24 protein-coding genes are annotated in these 21,350 nt (G+C 53.2%); 6 read left to right on the top strand and 18 right to left on the bottom strand.

Annotated elements, in window-relative coordinates:
• Position 1: 1 nt before the first annotated feature.
• Genes flhB through JJL52_RS15715 form a run of 8 tightly spaced genes read right to left on the bottom strand, consistent with a single transcriptional unit; the run spans position 2 to position 5,336 of the window.
• Positions 2–1,135, bottom strand: coding sequence for a flagellar biosynthesis protein FlhB (gene flhB / locus JJL52_RS15750; RefSeq protein ID WP_202053438.1), 1,134 nt, complete (start codon positions 1,133–1,135; stop codon positions 2–4).
• A gap of 28 nt (positions 1,136–1,163) precedes the next feature.
• Positions 1,164–1,937 (bottom strand): flagellar biosynthetic protein FliR, encoded by a 774-nt coding sequence (fliR, locus tag JJL52_RS15745; protein ID WP_202053437.1) that lies wholly within the window; start codon positions 1,935–1,937, stop codon positions 1,164–1,166.
• 3 nt (positions 1,938–1,940) lie between these two features.
• A complete protein-coding gene (fliQ, locus tag JJL52_RS15740) occupies positions 1,941–2,210 on the bottom strand; it encodes a flagellar biosynthesis protein FliQ (RefSeq protein WP_202053436.1) in 270 nt (89 codons plus the stop codon).
• 16 nt (positions 2,211–2,226) lie between these two features.
• Positions 2,227–2,949, bottom strand: coding sequence for a flagellar type III secretion system pore protein FliP (gene fliP, locus JJL52_RS15735; protein ID WP_436231529.1), 723 nt, complete (start codon positions 2,947–2,949; stop codon positions 2,227–2,229).
• A 25-nt stretch (positions 2,950–2,974) separates the two neighbouring features.
• On the bottom strand, positions 2,975–3,415 hold the full coding sequence (gene fliO / locus JJL52_RS15730; RefSeq protein WP_202053434.1) for a flagellar biosynthetic protein FliO: 441 nt from the start codon (positions 3,413–3,415) through the stop codon (positions 2,975–2,977).
• Positions 3,415–3,780 carry a flagellar motor switch protein FliN gene (gene fliN / locus JJL52_RS15725; protein ID WP_202053433.1) on the bottom strand — a complete coding sequence of 122 codons (366 nt, stop codon included), beginning with the start codon at positions 3,778–3,780 and terminating at the stop codon, positions 3,415–3,417. Before fliN ends, fliO begins: the two co-directional genes overlap by 1 nt.
• A 44-nt stretch (positions 3,781–3,824) precedes the next feature.
• Entirely contained in the window at positions 3,825–4,829 is a 1,005-nt protein-coding gene (gene fliM / locus JJL52_RS15720) for a flagellar motor switch protein FliM (RefSeq protein ID WP_202053432.1), read from the bottom strand.
• A 3-nt stretch (positions 4,830–4,832) separates the two neighbouring features.
• Positions 4,833–5,336 (bottom strand): flagellar basal body-associated FliL family protein, encoded by a 504-nt coding sequence (locus JJL52_RS15715; RefSeq protein ID WP_202053431.1) that lies wholly within the window; start codon positions 5,334–5,336, stop codon positions 4,833–4,835.
• A gap of 565 nt (positions 5,337–5,901) precedes the next feature.
• Here JJL52_RS15715 and JJL52_RS15710 point away from each other — a divergent pair.
• Both JJL52_RS15710 and JJL52_RS21675 read left to right on the top strand, forming a co-directional pair.
• Entirely contained in the window at positions 5,902–6,132 is a 231-nt protein-coding gene (locus JJL52_RS15710) for an AbrB/MazE/SpoVT family DNA-binding domain-containing protein (RefSeq protein ID WP_202053430.1), read from the top strand.
• 22 nt (positions 6,133–6,154) lie between these two features.
• On the top strand, positions 6,155–6,553 hold the full coding sequence (locus JJL52_RS21675) for a type II toxin-antitoxin system VapC family toxin (RefSeq protein ID WP_336885084.1): 399 nt from the start codon (positions 6,155–6,157) through the stop codon (positions 6,551–6,553).
• A 173-nt stretch (positions 6,554–6,726) separates the two neighbouring features.
• Here the strand turns inward: JJL52_RS21675 and JJL52_RS15700 are convergent, their stop codons facing one another.
• The 5 genes from JJL52_RS15700 to JJL52_RS21440 all read right to left on the bottom strand — a co-directional run bounded on the left by JJL52_RS15700 (position 6,727) and on the right by JJL52_RS21440 (position 11,449).
• The gene (locus JJL52_RS15700; RefSeq protein ID WP_202053429.1) at positions 6,727–7,032 is read right to left on the bottom strand and encodes a flagellar protein FliT; all 306 of its coding nucleotides are present in this window, start codon (positions 7,030–7,032) and stop codon (positions 6,727–6,729) included.
• Positions 7,033–7,048: 16 nt separating this feature from the next.
• Positions 7,049–7,441, bottom strand: a complete 393-nt coding sequence (gene fliS / locus JJL52_RS15695) for a flagellar export chaperone FliS (RefSeq protein WP_202053428.1) — start codon at positions 7,439–7,441, stop codon at positions 7,049–7,051.
• Between the two features lie 160 nt (positions 7,442–7,601).
• Entirely contained in the window at positions 7,602–8,972 is a 1,371-nt protein-coding gene (gene fliD, locus JJL52_RS15690; RefSeq protein WP_202053427.1) for a flagellar filament capping protein FliD, read from the bottom strand.
• An 81-nt stretch (positions 8,973–9,053) separates the two neighbouring features.
• A complete protein-coding gene (locus tag JJL52_RS15685; RefSeq protein WP_202053426.1) occupies positions 9,054–9,464 on the bottom strand; it encodes a flagellar protein FlaG in 411 nt (136 codons plus the stop codon).
• 86 nt (positions 9,465–9,550) lie between these two features.
• Complete coding sequence (locus tag JJL52_RS21440; RefSeq protein ID WP_236994296.1) at positions 9,551–11,449, bottom strand: flagellin N-terminal helical domain-containing protein; 1,899 nt, start codon at positions 11,447–11,449, stop codon at positions 9,551–9,553.
• Positions 11,450–11,807: 358 nt separating this feature from the next.
• Here JJL52_RS21440 and JJL52_RS15670 point away from each other — a divergent pair, with 358 nt between their 5' ends.
• Complete coding sequence (locus tag JJL52_RS15670) at positions 11,808–12,170, top strand: flagellar basal body-associated FliL family protein (protein ID WP_236994295.1); 363 nt, start codon at positions 11,808–11,810, stop codon at positions 12,168–12,170.
• A gap of 174 nt (positions 12,171–12,344) precedes the next feature.
• On the opposite strand, the gene JJL52_RS15665 is transcribed toward JJL52_RS15670, so the two are convergent.
• From JJL52_RS15665 to JJL52_RS15655, 3 genes are all read right to left on the bottom strand, one after another.
• The gene (locus JJL52_RS15665; protein ID WP_202053424.1) at positions 12,345–12,644 is read right to left on the bottom strand and encodes an EscU/YscU/HrcU family type III secretion system export apparatus switch protein; all 300 of its coding nucleotides are present in this window, start codon (positions 12,642–12,644) and stop codon (positions 12,345–12,347) included.
• Positions 12,641–14,731 (bottom strand): flagellar hook-length control protein FliK, encoded by a 2,091-nt coding sequence (gene fliK / locus JJL52_RS15660; protein WP_202053423.1) that lies wholly within the window; start codon positions 14,729–14,731, stop codon positions 12,641–12,643. Before fliK ends, JJL52_RS15665 begins: the two co-directional genes overlap by 4 nt.
• 104 nt (positions 14,732–14,835) lie before the next feature.
• The gene (locus JJL52_RS15655) at positions 14,836–14,985 is read right to left on the bottom strand and encodes a hypothetical protein (RefSeq protein ID WP_202053422.1); all 150 of its coding nucleotides are present in this window, start codon (positions 14,983–14,985) and stop codon (positions 14,836–14,838) included.
• A 367-nt stretch (positions 14,986–15,352) separates the two neighbouring features.
• Here JJL52_RS15655 and JJL52_RS15650 point away from each other — a divergent pair, with 367 nt between their 5' ends.
• Positions 15,353–17,992 carry an MMPL family transporter gene (locus JJL52_RS15650; RefSeq protein WP_202053421.1) on the top strand — a complete coding sequence of 880 codons (2,640 nt, stop codon included), beginning with the start codon at positions 15,353–15,355 and terminating at the stop codon, positions 17,990–17,992.
• A gap of 461 nt (positions 17,993–18,453) precedes the next feature.
• Positions 18,454–19,107, top strand: a complete 654-nt coding sequence (locus tag JJL52_RS15645) for a hypothetical protein (protein WP_202053420.1) — start codon at positions 18,454–18,456, stop codon at positions 19,105–19,107.
• Between the two features lie 103 nt (positions 19,108–19,210).
• Here JJL52_RS15645 and JJL52_RS15640 read toward each other — a convergent pair whose 3' ends face one another.
• Both JJL52_RS15640 and ubiA read right to left on the bottom strand, forming a co-directional pair.
• The gene (locus JJL52_RS15640; protein WP_202053419.1) at positions 19,211–19,543 is read right to left on the bottom strand and encodes a hypothetical protein; all 333 of its coding nucleotides are present in this window, start codon (positions 19,541–19,543) and stop codon (positions 19,211–19,213) included.
• Positions 19,544–20,028: 485 nt separating this feature from the next.
• Complete coding sequence (ubiA, locus tag JJL52_RS15635; RefSeq protein WP_202053504.1) at positions 20,029–20,901, bottom strand: 4-hydroxybenzoate octaprenyltransferase; 873 nt, start codon at positions 20,899–20,901, stop codon at positions 20,029–20,031.
• A 101-nt stretch (positions 20,902–21,002) separates the two neighbouring features.
• Here ubiA and arsC point away from each other — a divergent pair, with 101 nt between their 5' ends.
• Positions 21,003–21,350 carry an arsenate reductase (glutaredoxin) gene (gene arsC, locus JJL52_RS15630; protein WP_202053418.1) on the top strand — a complete coding sequence of 116 codons (348 nt, stop codon included), beginning with the start codon at positions 21,003–21,005 and terminating at the stop codon, positions 21,348–21,350.

The following is a 21,350-nucleotide window of genomic DNA, read 5'->3' as shown; positions in this document are numbered from 1 at the left end:
CTTATCTATCTTGTTTGAACTCGTCAGGGACTTGAATATTGACGGGAGGACTGGGCTCGTCCCAGTGATTTTCCCTGGCCATTTTTAATTGATAAACATAAGCCAGCACCTGTGCCACCGCCACATAAAGTCCTTGCGGTATCTCCCGGTCGATGTCGGTCGAATAATACAGCGCTCTTGCCAGAGGCGGAGCCGAGACCAGGGGCACGCTGGCGCCGACCGCCAGTGAGCGAATCTGGGCGGCCATTAAATCGGTACCTTTCGCTACCAGTATAGGCGCCCCCTTGGAATTCATGTCATACTTCAAAGCAACGGCGTAATGGGTCGGGTTGGTAACCACCACGTCGGCTTTCGGTACTTCCGCCATCATCCGATTCTGCGCCATTTCCATCTGAATCCGTCGCTGCCGTCCCTTCACTTCCGGCTTTCCTTCGGTTTCCTTCATTTCATCCTTGATTTCCTGCAACGTCATTTTCAGTTTGCGGTTGTGGTCCCATAACTGATAGGGCACGTCAATCATCACCACCACGATCAACGAAGCGCTGAGAACGAGAAAGCAGATCGCCACAATATGCAGCGCATGGAGGATGGACTGATTGACCGGTTCCACGCCCAACCCGATCAGTTCGCCGATGAAATGCCGATACAATAAAAAAGCGACAGCCAAGATCAATAGGAATTTCAACAGGGCTTTGAGCAGTTCAATCAATCCCCTCAGGGAAAACATTCTGGCAAGGCCTTTGATCGGATCGAGCTTTTCCAGCTTGGGCGCAATCGATTCCCAACTGAAAATCCATCCGCCCAGCGCCAAAGGAGAGATCACGGCGACGACGACCATCACCGCAATAAAAGGAGCGATCAACAACAAACCGTCAAGCATGGCCTGCTTGAACTGAATGACGGAACTTAAGGGATCGAAAATGGCTTCCCGTTTGAGTTGAAACTGCTCCCGCATGATGTTCAGCAATCCATTGCCCATTTGCTCTCCCGTCATCAGCAGGAGAATGGCGCTGGTTATCAGCATGGCGAAGGTGTTCAGTTCGCGGGAACGGGCGATCTGACCTTGTTTTCGGGCGTCTTCAAGACGCTTACTGGTGGGTTCTTCGGTTTTTTCCTGATCTGAATCTTCAGCCATGACGCACAATCTTCACTGACAATAAATCTCACAGCCGCAACATCTGCTCGATCAGCTCATAGGCGTCGGTCAAAAGACCGGAAAGTTGCCCTAATACATTGGGAAAAGTCAGCCAGATCAACGCCAGCCCCAACATCAGCGTTACCGGAAACCCCACTGAAAAAATATTCAGTTGCGGAGCGGCGCGCGTCGCCACCCCGAAACCGATATTGACCAGCAGCAAGCTGACAATGAGAGGCATCGCCAATAATACGCCCCCTGCAAACATGCGGCTGCTCCAGGCAATGATCGCCCAAAGGTCGGCCTTGGCAAGACCGTCAGGTCCAATCGGCAAACTGGTAAAACTGTCCAGCAACATTTTGATCAACAGCAAATGGCCATCCAGGCTGAGAAATACCAAAGTCCCGGTCATCGTATAAAGCTGGGAGATCAGCGGCGCCGGCTGACCATTTTGGGGGTCTACCAAGGAAGCGAATCCCAGCCCCATACTCAACGCGACACTTTGCCCCGCAAATGAAAGCGCAGAAAATACCATCTGCACAATAAAACCGATTACCAGGCCGATAGCGACTTGTTGGGCGATAATCAGCATGCCTTCATAACTCAGCATGTCGACAGCAGGAACCCGAGGCAATAACGGCATGACGACAAACGTCATCGCCGCCGTAAGAATCAACCGCGCCCGGGCCGGTACGGCCTGAAAACTGAACAAAGGAACAGCCGTAAACATCGCGCCGATACGGATCATGGGCAAAAAAAATGAAGCAACCTGATTCAAAATTTGGGCTTCGGTAAAATCCACGGTTTATCCAATCAATTGCGGAATCGTCTTTATCAAGCCTTGAAAATAATCGAGAAACAATTGCAGCATCCAGGGTCCGGCAATCAGCAGTACGAGCCCAATGATAATTAATTTAGGGACGAAGGTCAGCGTTGCTTCATTGATTTGGGTCGCAGCCTGAAACATAGCAATAATCAAACCAACCCCTAAAGAGGGCAGTAAAACGGGGGCCGTTAGCTTGATTGCAACGATCATCGCATCCTGACTGATATCATAAATGGTATTCGGCGTCATAATTTTGACTTTGATTTCAGTTGACGTAAAAACTCGCCGCCAACATCTCCATAATTAAGGACCAGCCATCGGCCAGCACGAACAACATGATTTTGAACGGCAATGAAACGATCATCGGGGACAGCATCATCATCCCCATCGTCATCAGCACACTCGCAACGACAAGATCGATGATCAGAAACGGCAGGAAAATCAGAAATCCTATTTGAAAAGCCGTTTTCAACTCGCTCGTGACATAAGCGGAAAGCAATAATGAAAAAGGAACCTCTTCGACGGAATTCAGGTCGCCATGTCCGGAGATCCTGATAAACATCTCCAGATCGGTTTCGCGGGTTTGCTTCAGCATAAACTGGCGGAACGGCTCCGAAGCTTTGGTAATTGCCGTAGCCGCATCGATTTTTTCTTCGAGGTAAGGCTGCACCGCCTCCGTATTGACTTTCTCAAGTACCGGCATCATGATGAAAATCGTCAAAAACAAAGACAAGCCCAATAACACCTGATTGCTTGGCGCCTGTCCCGTGCCTAGAGCCTGCCGCAGTAAACTCAGTACAATCACGATCCGGGTAAACGCGGTCATCGTCAGCAGCAACGCCGGCAACACGGTCAGCAAGGTCATTAACGCCAGAATCTGGATCGTGACGCTATAGGTCTGGCTGCCCTGTTTGCCGGTGGTTACGGTAACGGCCTCGATTCCGGCTGCGAACACAGGCGCCTCAGTCCATAGACAACCGGCGGCCATGAGCAAAACAGTCAACACGAGGGAGCTACGCATCGGAACGGGATTTAATCGCTTGCATGAGTTTTTGAGCAAATACGCCCTTGACGGAACTTTTGGCGGCGTCCTCTCCGGCCAAACAGTCATCTCCCTCCAGCACATGCAAGGTCTGAATCCGGCCGGGCGTAACACCTAGAACCAGTTGTTTTTTACCTACCTGCAACAGGATGACTTTTTCCCGCATGCCCAGGGAGAGTCCGCCGATCACTCGCATCCTCTCTGCACCGGCCGCAGTCATTCGGCTGAATTTGCCGATAACCCAAATGCAAAGAAAAAAAATCCCCAGTACAACCAGGAGCCCTAGAGTCCAATGGACCAGGTCAGCGGAAGCCACGCTTCGAAAGGGCGGTTTTGAAACATCCTTCGGCAAGGCAAAACTCACGGGTGAACATAGAAATAAAAAAACGCAAAAGATAGGTTTTATCGACATCAGGCCAGTCTTTTGACGCGTTCAGACAGACTGATAATGTCGGTCAGGCGAATACCGAATTTTTCATTGACGACAACCACTTCGCCATGCGCAACCAAGGTGCCGTTAACCAGGATATCGAGCGGTTCGCCCGCGAGACGGTCGAGTTCGACAATCGACCCCTGATTCAATTTCAACAAATTTCTGATGCTGATCTGGGTCCGGCCAAATTCCATGGAAAGGGTAACAGGGACATCCAGAATGACGTCGAGATTGAGTTCTTCCGATGAGGCGCTTAACGGTTTCTCGTATTCATTGTGAAGAGTTCCCGCTTCTTCGAATTCATTAACTTTAACTTCACCCGATTCAAGGGGATCTTTATTCATATTGTTTGTATAACCATTTGAATTGTTAACACTACCCGAATCACTTACACGGACTCGGTTCTCACTACCTTATCAATAATCTGCACGGCATAATGACCTTCCGAGGTGCAAGGTCTGCACGTAAAGACAGACACGCCTTCGGCCTTTAAGGACAGGGTTTTCGGCATGTCGATCGGGATGATATCGCCTTTCTTCAACCGCAAAATATCGCTGATGGACAGGTTCTTCTCGACCAACTGGGTATTCACTTTCAATTTAGCCTCCATCACTTCTTTTCTCAAAGCCGCCCGCCATTGTGTATCGGATTCCGCACTGTCCTCCCCCACCGTCTCCAACAATCCCTTAATCGGTTCGATCATCGCATAGGGCATCAAAATGTTGATATCGCCGCCGCCTCCCTCCAATGCAATGTTGACAGTGGTGATCATCACATAATCGTCCACTCCGACAATCGCCGCATAATTCGGATTGACTTCCGAACTTAAATATTCGAAATTGATCGCCAGCACCGGCTCCCAGGCATCTTTCAGGTCTTTGAAAATCATGTCCAGTATCTTCTGGATTACCCTCATTTCGGTCCGGGTAAATTCGCGGCCTTGAGAATTGTGATCGTACTGACCGTTGCCGCCAAAGAAATTATCGACCACGGTAAACACGAAGTAGGGGTCCATCACGATCAATGCCCGTCCCCGAAGCGGGGAAATCCGAACAATATTCAAGTTGGTCGGAGTGCGCAATCGGTCCATAAAATCGGAAAACTTCTGAAACTGAATCCCCGATACGAAAATTTCCGGAGAACGGTGCAACAATTTAAACAGCGATGTACGGAAAGAGTTGGAGAAACGGTCGTTAATCATCTCCAGCGTGCGTATATGGCGCCGCTGGACCACCCTTTCCTGGGTGTTGAAGTCATAGGCCTTGACGACATCTCGAGTATGAACTTTCTCTGCTACGCTTTCAATTTCGGTTTCAGGCTCAAAATCGCCCTCTTCAACACTATTGAGCAGAGCCTCGATCTCTTCCTGGGAAAGTAAATCCGACGTACTCATAATCTATTGCATGACGAAGGCAGTAAAAAACAATTCCTTAACCTGACTCTTTCCTGCCATTTTTTTCAAAATAGAAGTCACCTCATTCAACATGGCGGCGCGCAGTTTTTCCTTCTCCTCACGCATGTTCAAGTTTTCGGGTTTTTGAGCACTGATCAGCATTAATAAGTTATTGCGAATCATTGGCTCATGCTTTTTCAAAACTTCCAAGGCGTCCTCTTTGCCGGCAACCAGAAAAGCGAGCGAAATTTGGATCATCTGAATGGATGAGCCTCTGGGAAAATTCACCGTCAGGGGTTTAGCCATCTCATAATAAAGCTTTTCAGCTTCCTCTTCCTCTTCCTCTTCATCGTTATGCGCCGTTTTTTCGCCATTGTCCTTATGTTGGAGATAATAGAAGACGCCAGCGCCTATACCACCGGCTAATAAAACTCCCACCAGAACAATGGCGAGCAGTTTCATTGTAGATTTTTTACCGTTATCACCTTTTTGATCGGATTCTGCCATAATCGAAGTCCTTTGTATGCGTGAACCACCTGCCGTTGCCAACTGCCACGGTCCAGAGCTGTGAATTTGTTTTTTCCTTGATCAGAACCGATGACGTCAAGTTAACAAGCCCATCATTGCGATGTCGATGAAGCCGAAAAATTGGCGAAGTAACAGCCTGAGAACATCGGTTTAGAAAAGAGAAATTAAAATCAGCAGGAACCTGATCAGCCGGATCGGCATAAATTTTTTGATTCTAATATTATAGACATTGGCAGGGGAAAGCGATAGGAAGGGCTCAGAAACACACGCTTTCTCGTAGCCTTCAAGCGGATAAAAAAGAAAAGGGGTAAAAAAGACACGCCATACAGCCGGTGAAGGATTACAAAAAAGAAGAACTCTCACGCAGTACGGGGTTGGCAAACCCCATCCCTAACGTTTCTATACCTTGAAGCCTATGGAAACCGTGCGGCCACGGCAATATGCCTCCTCCGGCGAGAGGATATATATTTTTCCTCTCTCTATATTTACTTTTTCCGCTATAGAGTACTACTGTTAAAGTATTACTTTCCCCCTGGTAATCATCATGCGCGTTACAAGCAAAGGCCAAGTCACCATTCCTCAAAACGTCCGGGAAAGCATGGGCATTCTTCCCGCCGAAACCGAGATCGAATTCGTGCAGGACGAAAACGGGCGCTGGTACATCGCCAAAGTCAAAGGCCGGCCTCAAAAAGCCAGCCGGTTCCGAACCGCTCATAAAACGGCAAAATTAACGATGAACACCGGCGATATCATGGCCTTAACGCGAGCCGGCTGATGGCCGTTATCCTGATCGATAGCTGCATGGTCACAGACCTGTCCGACCCTGTGAAAGCGCCTGGTTCGAATGGAGCGTCGCAATCCTGGAGCAATTCGACCAGAACAATATCCTGGTCATTAACCCGATCATTTACGCCGAGTGCTCCATAGGATTCGAGCGCATCGAAGAAGTGGAATCGTTGTTCGAACATCTGGGCTTCGTCATCCAGCCGATCCCGAAAGAGACCCTGTTTTTGGCGGGGAAAGCCTTTTTACAGTACAAGAAGCGCCACGGCGGCAAAAGCAATGGGCTGCCGGATTTTTTCATTGGGGCTCACACCGCAGTAGCAAATTACCGGCTGATTACGCGGAACCGGGGGCGCTTTAGCACCTCCTTGCCCAGCGTCGAGTTGATTATGCCGAATCGCCTAACGCACTGAATTGATAGGGTCCTCAAGGAAATCCCACGCGGGATAGGATTTTTCAACCTCATTCCTAACGTTTGCATAGTGCAGACACCTTGAAGCCTGCGGAAACTCTGCGGCCTGGACAACATGCGGTGTTCGAGCTTCGCAGCCCCCTCGGTTCCGCGAAGCTTCATCAAGGCTACCTGCTAAATACTGTACGCCTTCACTGCTTTCTTTCCCTGCTCCATCTGCCGTAAAGCCAGGCTCGCCTCCTGTTTTTCGGCCAGTCCTAGCGTCGCTATTTCATGATCCATCGCCAGAATATTTCGGATACTTTCCGCAACCGGAGAAACCAATTCAGGCTCAACAGGGGTGAGAAAAAAGGCGGAAATCCGCTCGCGCCTATTCGCTTCTAAGGCGATCACCTCCTCCCAAAGCGAAACCTGGGCTTTTTCCAGCATTGCCCGGGTCAGCTCAACCAGTTGCTGAAGATCGGCTATCCTGTCGTTCATTTAGAACCAACCGGTCCTAAACGTTCAAAATACCGGGGATCTCGTCCCATCCGGCTTTAATTTCAAGCATCAAATCGGCAACCTCATCGAGAATCGCTTCGTTGCTCTGAATGTTGGCCATCAACAGCCGTTGAGACATATAGTCATACAGGCTATTCAGATTCTCCGCCAACTCGCCGCCTTTTTCCTTATCCAACGAGGCCTGCAATCCGCCGACGATCGTAATGGCTTTACTGATGTTCTCGCCTTTTTGAGCGATTTCTTTCCGAAGGATATTGCCTTTCGCCAGCGCGATTTTTTCGAGCACCCCTTCCATCAGCATCTGGATAAGGCGGTGCGGCGTCGCATCCATCACCGAGGACTGAACACGCACTTCTTTGTATTGGTTCATTGCCAGGCTAGCATTCATTTGACTCTCCTCTGTATTTTTTATGCTTTGAAATCAGAATTATCCGATAACTTTAGCGGCAGTTTTATCTGGAACTTTAGGGCTAAAAGAAAAAAAATTGCTAATTTTCTGATATTCCGATTTTGCTAAAACTCAGCAAAAGCGTCTTATCCATCTGTACTTACGACGCCACGACGCCGGGTAAACTGTCCAATTGTTGTGTCAAGAAGCTCCCGGTACTCTGCAATTGCGCCACCAAGGCATCCATCGCCGTAAACTGCTTGCGGTAGCGGGACTCCAGCGCGGTCAGCCTCACGTCAAGGGCTTTACGTTGATCGGTAATATCGGCAATGCTTTTGTTGACGCCGTTGAGGCGCGAAGACAAAGGGCCATCGGAAGCCAGATACTCTTTTAAAGTGCTGTCGAATTTTTTGGCCAAGCCGTTTTCGGAAGAAAATAAATTGGCGATGGCATCGAAATTGGCCGTCATCGCTTTGTCCAGTTTGGCGGAATCCAGCTGCAAGTTGCCGGTTTTATCGCTGACAATGCCGATATCGGCTAAAGCCGAGATACTGCCCCCACCTTGCACGACACCCGACAGCACTTGGCGAAGCTGATTCTGTACGCCGCGCAACGTGGCGTCGCCCAGCAACGGCCCGCCGGTTTGGGTCGCGGCGTTATAGCTGGACAAATTGCTCATCGTCTTGACGAGCGAATTGTACGACTTGATAAACTCATTGAGTTTGGAGGTGACGGAACTTTTGTCCATCGCGATGGTGACTTTGCCGGTCGTGGCCGGATCGGCTTTCACCAATGAGAGGGTAACACCGGTAATCGCGTCGGAAAAGCTGTTGCTGTCACGAGTCACCTGCTGCCCGTCGATGTGAATGATGGCATCCTGGGCGGACTGGACAGTGGTCAGATTGGCGGCCGCCAGCCGGGTTAAATCCTTGCCGTCCGACGCATTCACATCATTTGCGGTTATTGAGACGGTATTGGCGGCGCCGACCTTTTCGGAAGTCAGCACCAATTGCGAACCGGTATCGACTTTGATGATCGCCGCCTTGAGGCCCGGATTATCCGTAGCAGAGTTGATCGCATCGCGAAGGCCGGCCAAAGTCATATCGGCGCCGACGGCAATGTTGAAGCTGGAAGATCCCAAACCGATCGTCAGACTGCCTTCACCTACCACCTCGGTTTCGGCGCTGAAATCCCCGGAACGCACTTTCGCGGCCTGCGCCAGCTGGTCGACGACGATCGAGAAGCTGCCGGCCACGGCGGCGCTGCCGGCGGTTACGGTGAATAAATCGGGATTGCTGGAAGTGGCGGTGCGCACCTTGAACGCGGAAGGCTCCTTAAGCGCCTGTACGCTGGTCTGAAACGAAGACAAGGCGCCTTTCAGCGAACCGTAGGCCGAAAGATCCGCTTGTAATGTGGCTTCTTGACTGTTTAACCGATTTACCGTCGGCTGTCCTTCGGCAGTCACCAGCTTCGACACCAAGCCTTCGATATCCAGCCCGGACCCTACCCCGGCGGAAGTAATTGCAGCCATGTTGAGTCACCTCTTATTTAAAACAGCGCCGCAATGCGCTGGGCAAACGATTTTCTTCGTTTGGCTATCATACCGAACTCATCAGGCCGTGGAACTGAATATCGTCAATTTTCCCTTATCATTCTGCTCCGCTAGACTGCGCGCCAACCTCAATGCTTCTTCGGACGGAATCTGCCGGATGACTTGTTGGCTTTTCGCATCGATGACTTTAACGATCATCTCGCCGCTTTCCTCGTCAAGGCTGAATTGCAGATCCCTCTGGATATTCTGCACAAAATCGTTCAGTTTACTGACGGCCTTACCCAACTTTTCCGGATCTTTTGCCTGATTTTTCTCGGCGCCGGAAACGGCATCAGGCACAAGACGTGCCTCTACCTTTGCCGCCTCAACTTGCAGAGCCGGGTCGATCGGAACTTTCGCCTGAACCGCCGGCTCAGGCGTTGCGGCCGGAGCAGGAGGGCGCTGTTGAGTCATGCTGGTACTAATGTCCATGTTAACCTCCTCATCAAACTCCTCTTTCCATGATCATGAAAAAACGGAAGCCCGGCGTCACCGCCGGGCAATGGCATAGCACTATATTATCTCAAAAGACTCAAAACGCCTTGAGGAAGCTGATTGGCCTGAGACAACATCGCAGTACCGGCCTGCTGCAGGATTTGCGCGCGGGTCAGGTTGGCGGTTTCCTTCGCGAAGTCGGCATCGGTGATCCGGCTCTTCGATGCACTCAAGTTTTCGGTCCGCGTTTGCAGACTGTCCACCACGGTAGCAAAACGGTTTTGGTAAGAGCCGAGCGAGGCGCGCGAAGTGTTGATCGTCTGCAGAGCCCCATCGATTGCGTCCAGGGCTTTCGAAGCATTGGCGGCGGTCAGCACATTCAAAGAAGCTATGCTGTTCACGGACGAGGTGGTAGTAGCCGTTGTCGTCCCCGCAGTAAAGCCCGCATTGCCCGCCGCGGCACCGCCGAGGACAATGCCGTCGGCGCTGGTGCTGGACAAGGTGATGGTACCATGATTCGCGGCATTGACGCCTGCTGATACACCAGTTCCTGTACCCGCTGTCGTGGTGCCGACAAAACCAGCTCCGGAAAAAGTGCCTCCCCCAGTAGTACCCGCTGCGGCCCCGCCAGAACCATCGGTGAAAGCACTGGCAATCACGACCGCGGAACCATCTAATTTGGAGATTTGCAGGTCGCCTCCGGCAACTGTGCCTGTTACGGTATAAGCAGCACTATTGGCACTTGCGAAAGTATCTATAGCCGACTGTAAGGCACTTGCTGTAATACCACCAGCACCAACAACACCGGACGTGTCATCCAATACCGCTATACCATCAATAGAAAGATTGAAGGCATCCGTAGCCGTAGTAGAAGTTGCTGCTGTAAATGTTCCCGCAGCAACAGTTGTAGTTGTCTCGCTTCCTTGAGTTCCTACATTCGCAGAGGCCAAACCGGTCTGGCTCAAAAACGTTGTTTTATTGGCTGTTGCCGTAGTTGCATCGGCTGCCGCCCCGTTCAATCCGATATTGATATCGCGGCCGTCGGCGGCAGTCAAGGTCAAAGCCCCTGTGGTCGTATTCGCGGTAGCGGTAACGCCCGTTTGTGTGGATACCTTATTGATCGCCGCTGCTATGTTGGCACCTTGCCCGGCTGCTGTTGTGCCGGCCGCAACAGCGCCTACATTGATTCCGTTGATGCTGAAAGTATCGGCTGCAATTGCAGTGAACGCTGTAGCCGCAGTGCCTGTAACAGTATTCGGATTGGCGGTCGCGGTTACGCCGGATTGCCCGGAAATCGCGTTGATTGCTTCGGCGATCGAAAACGCACTGGCTGCGCTTTGGCCGGGCAACGCACCGATTTTCGAGGCACCAACCTGCTGGCCGTTCAACGTCAAATCGCCGGAGGCAAGAGCTGCAGTCGTTACCCCGCCGGTATTGGTGGCTTTGTAAGACGAACCCGCGCTGCCCAAATCCGAAGTCCGGGCGCTGGAAATCGACGAAATCTGAATCACGTCGCTGGAAGAATTGTTGGCGCCGATCTGGAAGTTTTTAGCGGTAAACGAACCATCCAGCAACTTGGTGCCGTTGAAAGACGAGTTTTCCGCGACCCGGTCGATTTCCGAAATCAGCGATTGCACTTCGCCGTTGATCGCCGCACGGTCGGAATCGGAGTTGGTGGCATTGGCTGCCTGCACCGCCAGTTCGCGCATCCGCTGCAGGTTATTGCTGATCGTGTTCAAATCGCCTTCGGCCGTTTGCGCCAGCGAGATACCGTCGTTGGCGTTACGTTGCGCTTGTTCGTTACCCCGGATTTGCGTGGTGAAACGCTCGCTGATCGCCAGGCCGGCCGCGTCGTCCTTGGCACTGTTGATGCGCAGGCCGGAAGACAAACGTTGCAGCGAAGTCGCCAGCGAAGCCTGCGACGTACTCAGGTTTCTTTGGGCGTTTAATGAAGAAATGTTGGAGTTGATAACTTGTGCCATGGTAGCTCTCCGGTATATGGACTCAAAAGGCCAAACGGCTTGGCCGGCTTAAAAGTATCGGGATTTTTTATTGCTGATTGCCCCGCCTTTGTCTTAGTTATCGACGGCGTTTTTTAAAACTTTAATGTTTTTTTATCCTGTCATGCGTTTTGTGATTCGCTTCACAAAAATCGTTCTTTCCAGAGCATTTTCATACGGTGCTTAGAAGCAAATGGATTCACTTCCACAGCAGGCTGTACACCCGAACCGAAAATACGCCAGCGCCTCGCCAAAATGGCCTATACTGAAATTCTGATTATCGTCAGCTTAACGGGAGCCAATTGTGCGTTTATCGGTTTTATTACTCAGCTTTTTACTCATGTCTTCTTGGGCTTATGCGAACGAAGGATCCTCATCGGGGGAAGGCGGTATGGAATACCTGGAAATCACGCCCAAGATTACAGTCAATCTGGCTGAACCGAGAAGCTACTTGCTGGTCAATATTCAGCTTTTAGCCGAAGGCCCGCAGGCGATCGAAAAACTCAAAAAACATATGCCGGCAATCAAGCACGAGCTGATCATGCTGTTCAGCGGCAGATCGACCGATTCGATTCAAACGATGGAACAGCGTGAAGCCTTACGCAAAGAAACCGCCGCCGCCATTAAAAAAACCTTAGAGCACTATGAGAATAGCGATGGCTTTCGGGATGCTTTTTTCAGCGAGTTTTTAATCAGCTATTAGGTAAAACGGTTCCGCATAACGACTGCAGGGAGCAGAGCTTTATTCCTCGGCTATAGTTCTGCTCCTGACCGCCTTCTGAGTGGAGGCACCCTTGCAAGTTGCCGAGCAAACCGTCACCCGCCACGCCTAAGATTAAATTTCGAAATGGCGAAGGCCCGACGGCAAATCCGCCTTTCAGCCGCCTCGTTGCTTCGAAACATTATCCTCCGGCCGCTTGCCGCTCAGCATGTAGGCGAACGCAATCACTTCGGCAACCGCGACGTAAAGCTCGCGCGGGATCTCGCGCTCCAAAGGTACACTGGCCAATACTTGAACCAACCCCGCGTCGTGACGCAGAGGAATATGATGCGCTTCGGCCAGCTCGATAATCTGTTCCGCCAGCACTCCTCTTCCCTTGGCGGTAACTCTGGGAGCGCCGGTTCCGTCATAGTTCAGTGCGACAGCAAGGGTGGATTTTTGGTTGTTTTGGGTCATGCGAGAAGGTCCAGCAAGTGTAAGTCAACCGTTTCTGCGAGCGGCGATGAAGGAGGCCGGTCCAATACGGTTAGCGCCCCGACCGCCAACCCGGCCTGCTCCAGTCTAGCGCGCAGCGTTTCAGTCGTCTGGCCGATCCTGTCGGCGGTTTCTTCCCGATCGCTCCAGAGACAGGCATCGATTTGCGTGCCGTTCCAGATAATACGGGCGTTAAAGGCGCCCATGCAGGGAGGCTGGAGCTGGATCGTCGCGGTCCAGGCGGGAACGCGATCCTCAGCCAGGGACCCGCCCTCCGCGGTAATCGACAGCTCGGCATTGTCCTGATGGTTTCCTGCCACGAAAGGCAAATTCAATTGCAAACATACCGTGCCGTCGTCGCGCGGCTGAGAGGCCAATTGATCAACGGCAATTTTAGCCAAAGCCCCTTCCGCTTTCTGCGCCAGCTTGGCCGGGTCGATCTCTTCCGGTTTACTGAAACTGTCTTCGGCTTTCCCCGCAGAAGGAAGAGTCGGCGCGCTCCGAGCCGTCGATAGGCTCGTTTCGAATGGCTGCGGTTTGGCTCCGACCACCAGCCCTTCTTTCTCGGGCTTCTGAAAATCCACGGAATTAGCCGCTTTATCGGCAGCGAGTTTAGCCGCGCTTTGCTCCGCCGCAGCCGGCACCGGCACGCTGACTTTCTCTCCCGATTGAGTCGCCAACGACGGGGCAGGCGGCGCGGCCGGGAACTGCCCCTCGGCAGCGCCTTTACTTTGCGATGGCAGTAAGGATTCGCCGATCGTTTTAGGCAAGGCGCTGTCCGTCCGTTGCGGCACCTTGTCCGGATTCAAACTGGCCTGATCGCCCGCCTCTTCCGAAGCTTGTGCCGCCGTTTGGGAAGGCACCGTGCCGGGCGGAGACAGGGCGTTTTCCTGCTGCAAAGCTTGAGCAGGGGCAGCCGCCTTCCCGCCTTCCCCTGGCTGCAGAACGGCCAACAGATTCAGCAGGCGCGCCTTCAAATCATTTTCCGGAAGCGGCGCGCCTTCGGTCAGGGCAGCGGCCAGCGACGCCTCAAGAAATACCCCCGAATTCCGGACGGCTTTTTGCAAACCCTCGGGCGTCATCAGCTTTTCCGCTTGCGGCAGTGCCGCGGCAAGACGCTCCTCCGTAGAATTAGCCGCTTTATCGGCAGCGAGTTTAGCCGCGCTTTGCTCCGCCGCAGCCGGCACCGGCACGCTGACTTTCTCTCCCGATTGAGTCGCCAACGACGGGGCAGGCGGCGCGGCCGGGAACTGCCCCTCGGCAGCGCCTTTACTTTGCGATGGCAGTAAGGATTCGCCGATCGTTTTAGGCAAGGCGCTGTCCGTCCGTTGCGGCACCTTGTCCGGATTCAAACTGGCCTGATCGCCCGCCTCTTCCGAAGCTTGTGCCGCCGTTTGGGAAGGCACCGTGCCGGGCGGAGACAGGGCGTTTTCCTGCTGCAAAGCTTGAGCAGGGGCAGCCGCCTTCCCGCCTTCCCCTGGCTGCAGAACGGCCAACAGATTCAGCAGGCGCGCCTTCAAATCATTTTCCGGAAGCGGCGCGCCTTCGGTCAGGGCAGCGGCCAGCGACGCCTCAAGAAATACCCCCGAATTCCGGACGGCTTTTTGCAAACCCTCGGGCGTCATCAGCTTTTCCGCTTGCGGCAGTGCCGCGGCAAGACGCTCCACAGCCAGATGCACCGGCCCCGGCAAATTCGAAGGATTTGAGGACGGCAACCGGCCCACCATCGTGGCGAGCTCCTTCAAATCGATCTGCTTTGGCAACAGCTCGCGCAGCGCCTTGGGCACGACTTCCGGCCTAGGCGGCTCGGCAGGAACAACACGTAATTCGGGCAGCGCGCCGAGCCGGCTCACCTGAACCTGTAAGCGCTGGCCGACGGTCAATTCCGACTGGCTCATCGCGGTCAGCGGTTCGCCACCCGGTAACCGCTGAAGCTGAAAACGATTTTCGCCCATCCGCGCCTGGACTACGACATCGAGAATAGCGTCCAGTTTAAGGGACGCAATCTGTTGAGGAGACGTGGCGGTCGCTGCAGCGTTCGAGAGAGTCGCATTATTGCGAATTTCCATCATCCAAACCTCGGTCGGGTACGGTAAAGGGGGGATTGGGCACCGCGCCAAGCGCAGGCCGGCTAGACACTCAAAATCATGCTTTCAATACCGCACCCGATTTTTTAGGTGCCGAATCGCGAAACCGCGAACGTTTCGCGATTTTTCTGCACGGATTGCTCATGATGATTGGGATCATGCCGATTTTGGCCTTTGGTATTTTCACACCCATCAAGCCATGCCAGCATGAAAAGCATCAGCATAGACGATTTCATCGTACCCTCCTCATTCGGTTGGCGGTGAAATATAAAATAGCAAATTCCGGCATAAATCACCAAGTCCGGGCACGAAGACCACAAGCAAAGCCCCGATGGATCAGATAGACCGGCGGCAGTTGCTGCATCTCTGCCCTACCATGGAAGTTGCCATATCCGCCGCGAATGCAAGCCGCCGCAGCCGAAGCGTTGGGCCGGTTCGGGCCTCGTTTTCAAGGCAGCCCCATAAGCCGGCTGTGGGAGGCATGCCCCCGCCTTGCTGTTACTTGAGGAATTTCGTCGTTTTTGCAGTCTATAAATCTGTTGCCCAAGCCGCGAAAGTAGTTTCCGGATTCTGTCCCGAACACAAAAAAGCTAAAGGTGCCGCATGAAAAAAATTACCGAAGTTTATGGCCAATTGATCGCCAAACTGGACGGCAGATTGCTGCGTTATCCGAAAACGCTGATCCTGACGTTCCTGCTGCTCTGCGGACTCAGCGTGTACTATACCGCCAAGCACCTGGGCATCGATGCCGATACGACCGATATCCTTTCGAAAGACCTGCAGTTCCAGAAAGATCGCGAGCGATTTATCCGGGCCTTTCCGCAGGATGATCAGGCGATCCTGGTCGTAGTCGATGCCCGAACGCCGGAACAGGCAACGCGCGCATTGGATTATCTCAAAGTAGAATTCGGCAGAGAGCAGCAGATCAAATCGGTTTACATCCCGGGCGCAGGCGAGTTCTTCGAGCGGCACGGCCTGCTTTATCTCGATCTTGACAACCTGGAGGATCTGGCCGCCAAAATGACGGAAGCCCAGCCCTTCATCGGCACGCTGTCCAAGGATAACAGCCTGAAAGGACTGCTCAATATTCTCGAACAGGCCATTACCTCGGAAACGCATGAATTGCCGGTCGACCTGAATCCCCTGCTCGATAAAGTCGGCGCGGCGATCCGGGCCGTACTGGACGGCAGGGCTTATCAGTTATCCTGGCAGCAGTTAATGGTGGGGGAAAACCGGGACCTGTTGAGCACCCGGCGCTTCATCCTGCTCAAGCCCCATCTGAATTTCGAAGAGCTGATGCCGGCCGAAAAGCCCCTGGCGGCGGTGCGGGCCGCCGCGGCAAAAGCCGAGCAGGCCTTCCCCGGCATCAACATACGACTGACCGGCGAAGTCGTGCTGGAACACGACGAATTGGCCACGGTAACCTATAGCGCGGAAATGGCTTCGGCGTTCTCGTTCCTGCTGGTCTTCCTGTCCTTACTGATCGGCTTCCGGTCGGTCAAACTGACGCTGGCCACGCTCAGCGTGCTGACCATGGGCCTGATGCTGACTTTCGGTTTTGCCGCGCTGGCCATCGGCCATCTGAACATTATTTCGGTGTCCTTCGCGGCATTGTATATCGGTATCGGCGATGATTACGCGGTCCAGGTCTGCATGCGCTACCGCGAACTGATCAGGCAGAACATGCCTCGCGGGCAGGCCCTGCTCGAAGCCGTGCGCAAAGTCGCACCGCCGATCACTTTGTGCGCGATCACAGGCGCGACAGGCTTTTTTGCCTTCTTGCCGACCCAATACACCGGCGTTTCCGAACTGGGGCTGATCGCCGGCGTGGGCATCTTCATTTCGCTGCTGATCACGCTGATCGTACTTCCGGCGGTGTTGAAGCTGTTTCCGCCGAATTCGGGGCCTTCAAAAAAATCCGACGATCTGTTTCCTGACTGGGTTTACCTGTTCCCGATCCGGCACGCCGCCCCGGTCAAATGGGCTACTGCCGCGCTGATAGCGGCAGGCCTGGCCTTGCTGACCCAGGCCCGGTTCGATATCAACCCGCTCAATTTGCGCGATCCCGACAGCGAATCGGTCTCTACGTTCAGGGAATTGCTGAAAACCAAGGATACCTCGCCGATGACACTGACCGTACTGGCGGACAGTAAAGACGAAGCATTGGCCACGGCGCAAAGGCTGGGGCAACTGGAATCGGTCGAAAACGCAATCACGATCTATGACTATATCCCATCCAACCAGAAGGCCAAGTTGAGCATCATCGACGATTTGTCTCTGGTCATGGGACTCCAGCTGGCCGCGTTTCCGGCCCCGCATCAGGATAGCGTTGAAAACGGCATGGCGGTGCTGGAAAAATTCAGTCAGGCTGTCGACAAGCATTTAAAAGAAAAGCCCGACAGCGAGCTTGCGGCAATCCTGCGTCCATTACGCCAGAAAGTGGAATCGCTGATTGCGGCGCTGCAGGCAAAATCGGCCCCGGAAAGAAAAACCATGCTGGACAAATTGCAATTCAGCCTGCTGGACACGCTGCCGGACACCATGAATACGTTGCTGAAAGGGTTGAATCCGGGAGAGGTCACCCTCGATACGCTGCCGCCCGACCTCGCCGAACGCTGGCTCAGCAAAGACGGCCTCTATCGGATCATGGCCTCGCCCAGCAAGGACCTCAACGATGAGAAAAACCTGAAAGACTTCATCCGCGAAGTCCGCCAGGTCTCCCCACATGCGACCGATCTGCCGGTCATTTACCTGGAATCGGGCAATGCAATCGTAAGAGCCTTTCAGCAGGCGCTGGCCAGCGCCGTCGCAGCCATTGTGATCGTATTGATGTTCACGCAGCGCAACACCAAGGACGCGCTGTTGATTCTGCTGCCGCTGATGATGACGGCTGTCCTGACCGGGGCCTCTACGGTACTGATGGACAATCCGTTCAATTTTGCCAATATCATCGTCATCCCGATTCTGTTCGGCCTGGGTGTCGATGCCGGCATCAACATTATGAACCGGCTGCGCCATCCGGATCGGGAGGACAGCGTTCTCAGAACCGGCACGGCCAGAGGCGTCGTGTTCAGCGAACTGACCACGATGTGCAGCCTGGTCAGCATGGCGTTCACGCCGCATCTCGGCCTTGCCAGTATGGGGCAACTGCTGTCGATCGGATTGCTTCTGAATATTATCTGCACACTGGTCGTATTGCCGGCGTTTGTTTCCGGAAAAGATGGGCGAATAGCCCGCGGATAAGGCAACAGCCGAGAATGGGCTGCGGGACGGGGTTTATAACCCCGTCCCGCTGTTTGAAAATTCTCCGCAAACACAAAATCATCCTCCCTGTCCGTCCCTCTTTAAGCGTTGCGAACGGGATAAATACCCCGTCCGGCATGCAGCACCGTAGGGTACGCTGTGCGTACCTTTTCACCCCCAATGGTACGCACAGCGTACCCTACAACTGAAAACAGGAGCGATCAGGCGGCATGCCGGGAGGGTTATTTTTAGCCACATCCAAAACGGTTTGCAAGTGGAGATGAAATTTATCATCATTGTCCAGCCGTCCCTGTGTATTACCAAAACTCAGACCGGTAAGCGTTGCGCTCATCACTGCCCAACTGCGCTTCTCAGGCTGACGGTATATCCGGAGATGGCGTGAGGTCGACCGCCCTTACCTCCATTAGACATTCACTTATCAACGCAAAGGTTATAGTTTTATGATTGAGCGATATTTTTTTCCGGGTGCTACATTCAGTTGGGCCCCTCCTCAAGCGATTACCACGCAACCTAAAGACGGAACCGTGACCGTGAGTCCTCCGACTCCGTCGGCCATGACTTTTCAGGATCTGGATACTTACCACTTCGATACGAATGCAATGAACCGTTTCAGAAGCTTGGGGTTAGCGAAAAACCAGGCGATACCTCACGACTGGCTATGCTACATTCATGGACGCACCGCCAAAATCAGTTCGACAAACGATGTGCTGACCGGATTCATGAGCGGCTGCTATATCGCCGTCTGGACAGACAACACAGGCAGACAAGTCGGCCACATCGGAACCATAGAAAGCGTGGGTAAGACCCAGCCGCCGAATTCAACGGTGAAACAAACTTTCTCGGCCATGATGCCTGACAATGTCAAGGCCTATAATCCGGCCGAAGCGTGGAGTTTTAACGAAATCATGGCATTGACGCGAAAATACCCACAGTACGATGGCTGGTGGAACGTGCTGAGCCTGGTGGCGTCCGATAGCCGCTTCTATTCCATCCTACTGTTGAAACATCGCCGTAATGATCCCTTGATTACCTGTGCCGGCATAAAGAGTTGCGCAGGCATCGGGGTCAATATGATGCGGCAGCTTTTGGCTTAAGCCGCCAGATTCCTTACCGGAGTCCGGAAAATGCGCCGAGGTCGCCCCCTCGGCCGCGAATGACGCGGTTCGCGCCTTGGCCCATCTTCCGGCCCGGATCCAATTACTTTTTCTTATAAAAATTAGAGGTATAGCAAGACATCAGTGCGCCCCTGACCAGGGCAACATCATTTTGCCGATAGAGTTGACTTTCCTTATCGCTGAGCGTGGGCATAAGTTTTTTGGTTTCATCGGAGATATCGCTATTGCTGAAAACCGCATCAGCCACACAATTACAATAGGAGTTGGCCTGCTCAGCGGGACGCGTGGAGCTCTCCTGATTGATACAGCTGTTTACGAAAACCGGTTTAACCTGGTACGTATCGCGATTTTCTCCGGTACATGCCGATAAATCGATGCATAAAACCGCAATAAACACTAAATTTTTTTTATTCATTATTATTCCTTGTCATCGATATTACATACCGAGAAATTGTAATCGTTTATTGATTAAATAGGATAAAGAGAAGGGCTTTTATTCAGGGTTCCTCACACCTTATCGCCCGTCCCTCTAAGACATGGCAAAAAATAACTTCCCGACATGCCGCCCGATCGTCCCCCCGCACTGCGCACACATGAGACATCTCGCAGGGCGACAATGGTATAGAGACGTTGTTTAAACACAAATCCCTATTTTCAGTTGTAGGGTACGCTGTGCGTACCTTTCCCCCCTCATGGCACGAACAGCGTACCCTACAGCGGTAACCCAACCCCTCGGAGCACCCCACCCCCACCGTGGAGTGTTTTCGCGTAGCCTAGACAAGGATGTATCACGATGAGAACGCCGTTCGAACCACTCCGCGGTTCGGGGACACGGAGTGTTCTCGGCCAGGTTCCCACGCAAAGCGCAAGAACTATGAGAAGAAGTTAATCGACCCAATCCTAAACAAACCGGTAATCCAGTACCAATCCGATAAAAACCGCCAGCCCGAACCAGTTGTTATTCAAAAATGCCTTGAAGCAGAGCATCCTTTCGCGGCGGAAAATCAGTTTCTGCTGGTAAACCGCCAGCCCTGCCGCTACCAGCAGCCCGGCGTAATAGAACAAACCCAAACCCCGCATGCTGCCGACGATCGCCAGCAAGCCGAGAATCACGATCTGCAGAGCGGCCATGATATGCCGGTCGTAGTCGCCGAACAGGATTGCGGTCGATTTGACGCCGATTTTCAGGTCGTCGTCCTTGTCGACCATCGCGTACATCGTGTCGTAGACCAGCGCCCAGAGCAGCACGGTCAGATACAAAAGCCAGCCGACCAGGGGAATCGCATTCAATTGCGCGGCAAACGCCATCGGCACCGCCCAGCCGAAAGCGGCTCCGAGATAAGCCTGCGGCAGATGCGTGAAGCGCTTCATGAACGGATAGCTGGCGGCCAGAAAGGCGCCGATGAAGGACAACCCGATCGTGAACGGATTCATCAGCAGGACCAGCCCGAACGAAATCAGGCACAAAACTGCGAACAGGATCAGGGCTTCCTTCGGCCGGACGCGCCCGGCCGCAATCGGGCGCTGCCGGGTGCGTTCGACGTGCGGATCGAAATTGCGGTCGGCGTAATCGTTGATCACGCAGCCGGCGGCCCGCATCAGCACAACGCCCAGCACGAATACCGTGCATACCAGCGCATCCGGTTTGCCGTTTCCCGCAAGCCACAGCGCCCACAGCGTCGGCCATAATAGAATTAACGTACCGATCGGACGGTCGAAACGGGCAAGCAGCCAATATTGTTTGGCGCGATCGCAAATACGATCCGAAATCAGTGCGGACAAGACATGACCCCTTTTTCAGCGAGAGTTTTGACGAGAAATGTTATTATAACTTTTTTATTGGAAAGCGCGCCGAAGCGCCAGAGGCAGCCGTTATGAAGGTAAAAATTTATCATAATCCGCGTTGCAGCAAATCCCGCGAAACGCTGCAACTGTTGCGCGACAAGGGCATCGAACCCGAAATTATCGAATATCTGAAAACGCCGCCGAGCGCGGAAGAACTCGACGGGATCCTGCAAAAACTCGGCATTGAGCCGCGCGATTTGATGCGCAAAAAAGAAAAGCCTTACGACGAATACGACTTGTTCGACAAATCGCTGGACAGGGAAACCCTGATCCGCGCGATGGTCGAGCACCCGATCCTGATCGAACGCCCGATCGTGGTGGCCGGCGATAAGGCCGCGATCGGCCGGCCTCCGGAAAACGTGCTCGCGATTCTGTAA

The sequence above is a fragment of the Candidatus Methylomicrobium oryzae genome (assembly GCF_016745425.1).
In the GTDB taxonomy this organism is placed as follows: Bacteria; Pseudomonadota; Gammaproteobacteria; order Methylococcales; family Methylomonadaceae; genus Methylomicrobium; species Methylomicrobium oryzae.
Note: the sequence above shows the minus strand (reverse complement) of the source record. Positions and strands in the feature narration are given on the sequence as shown.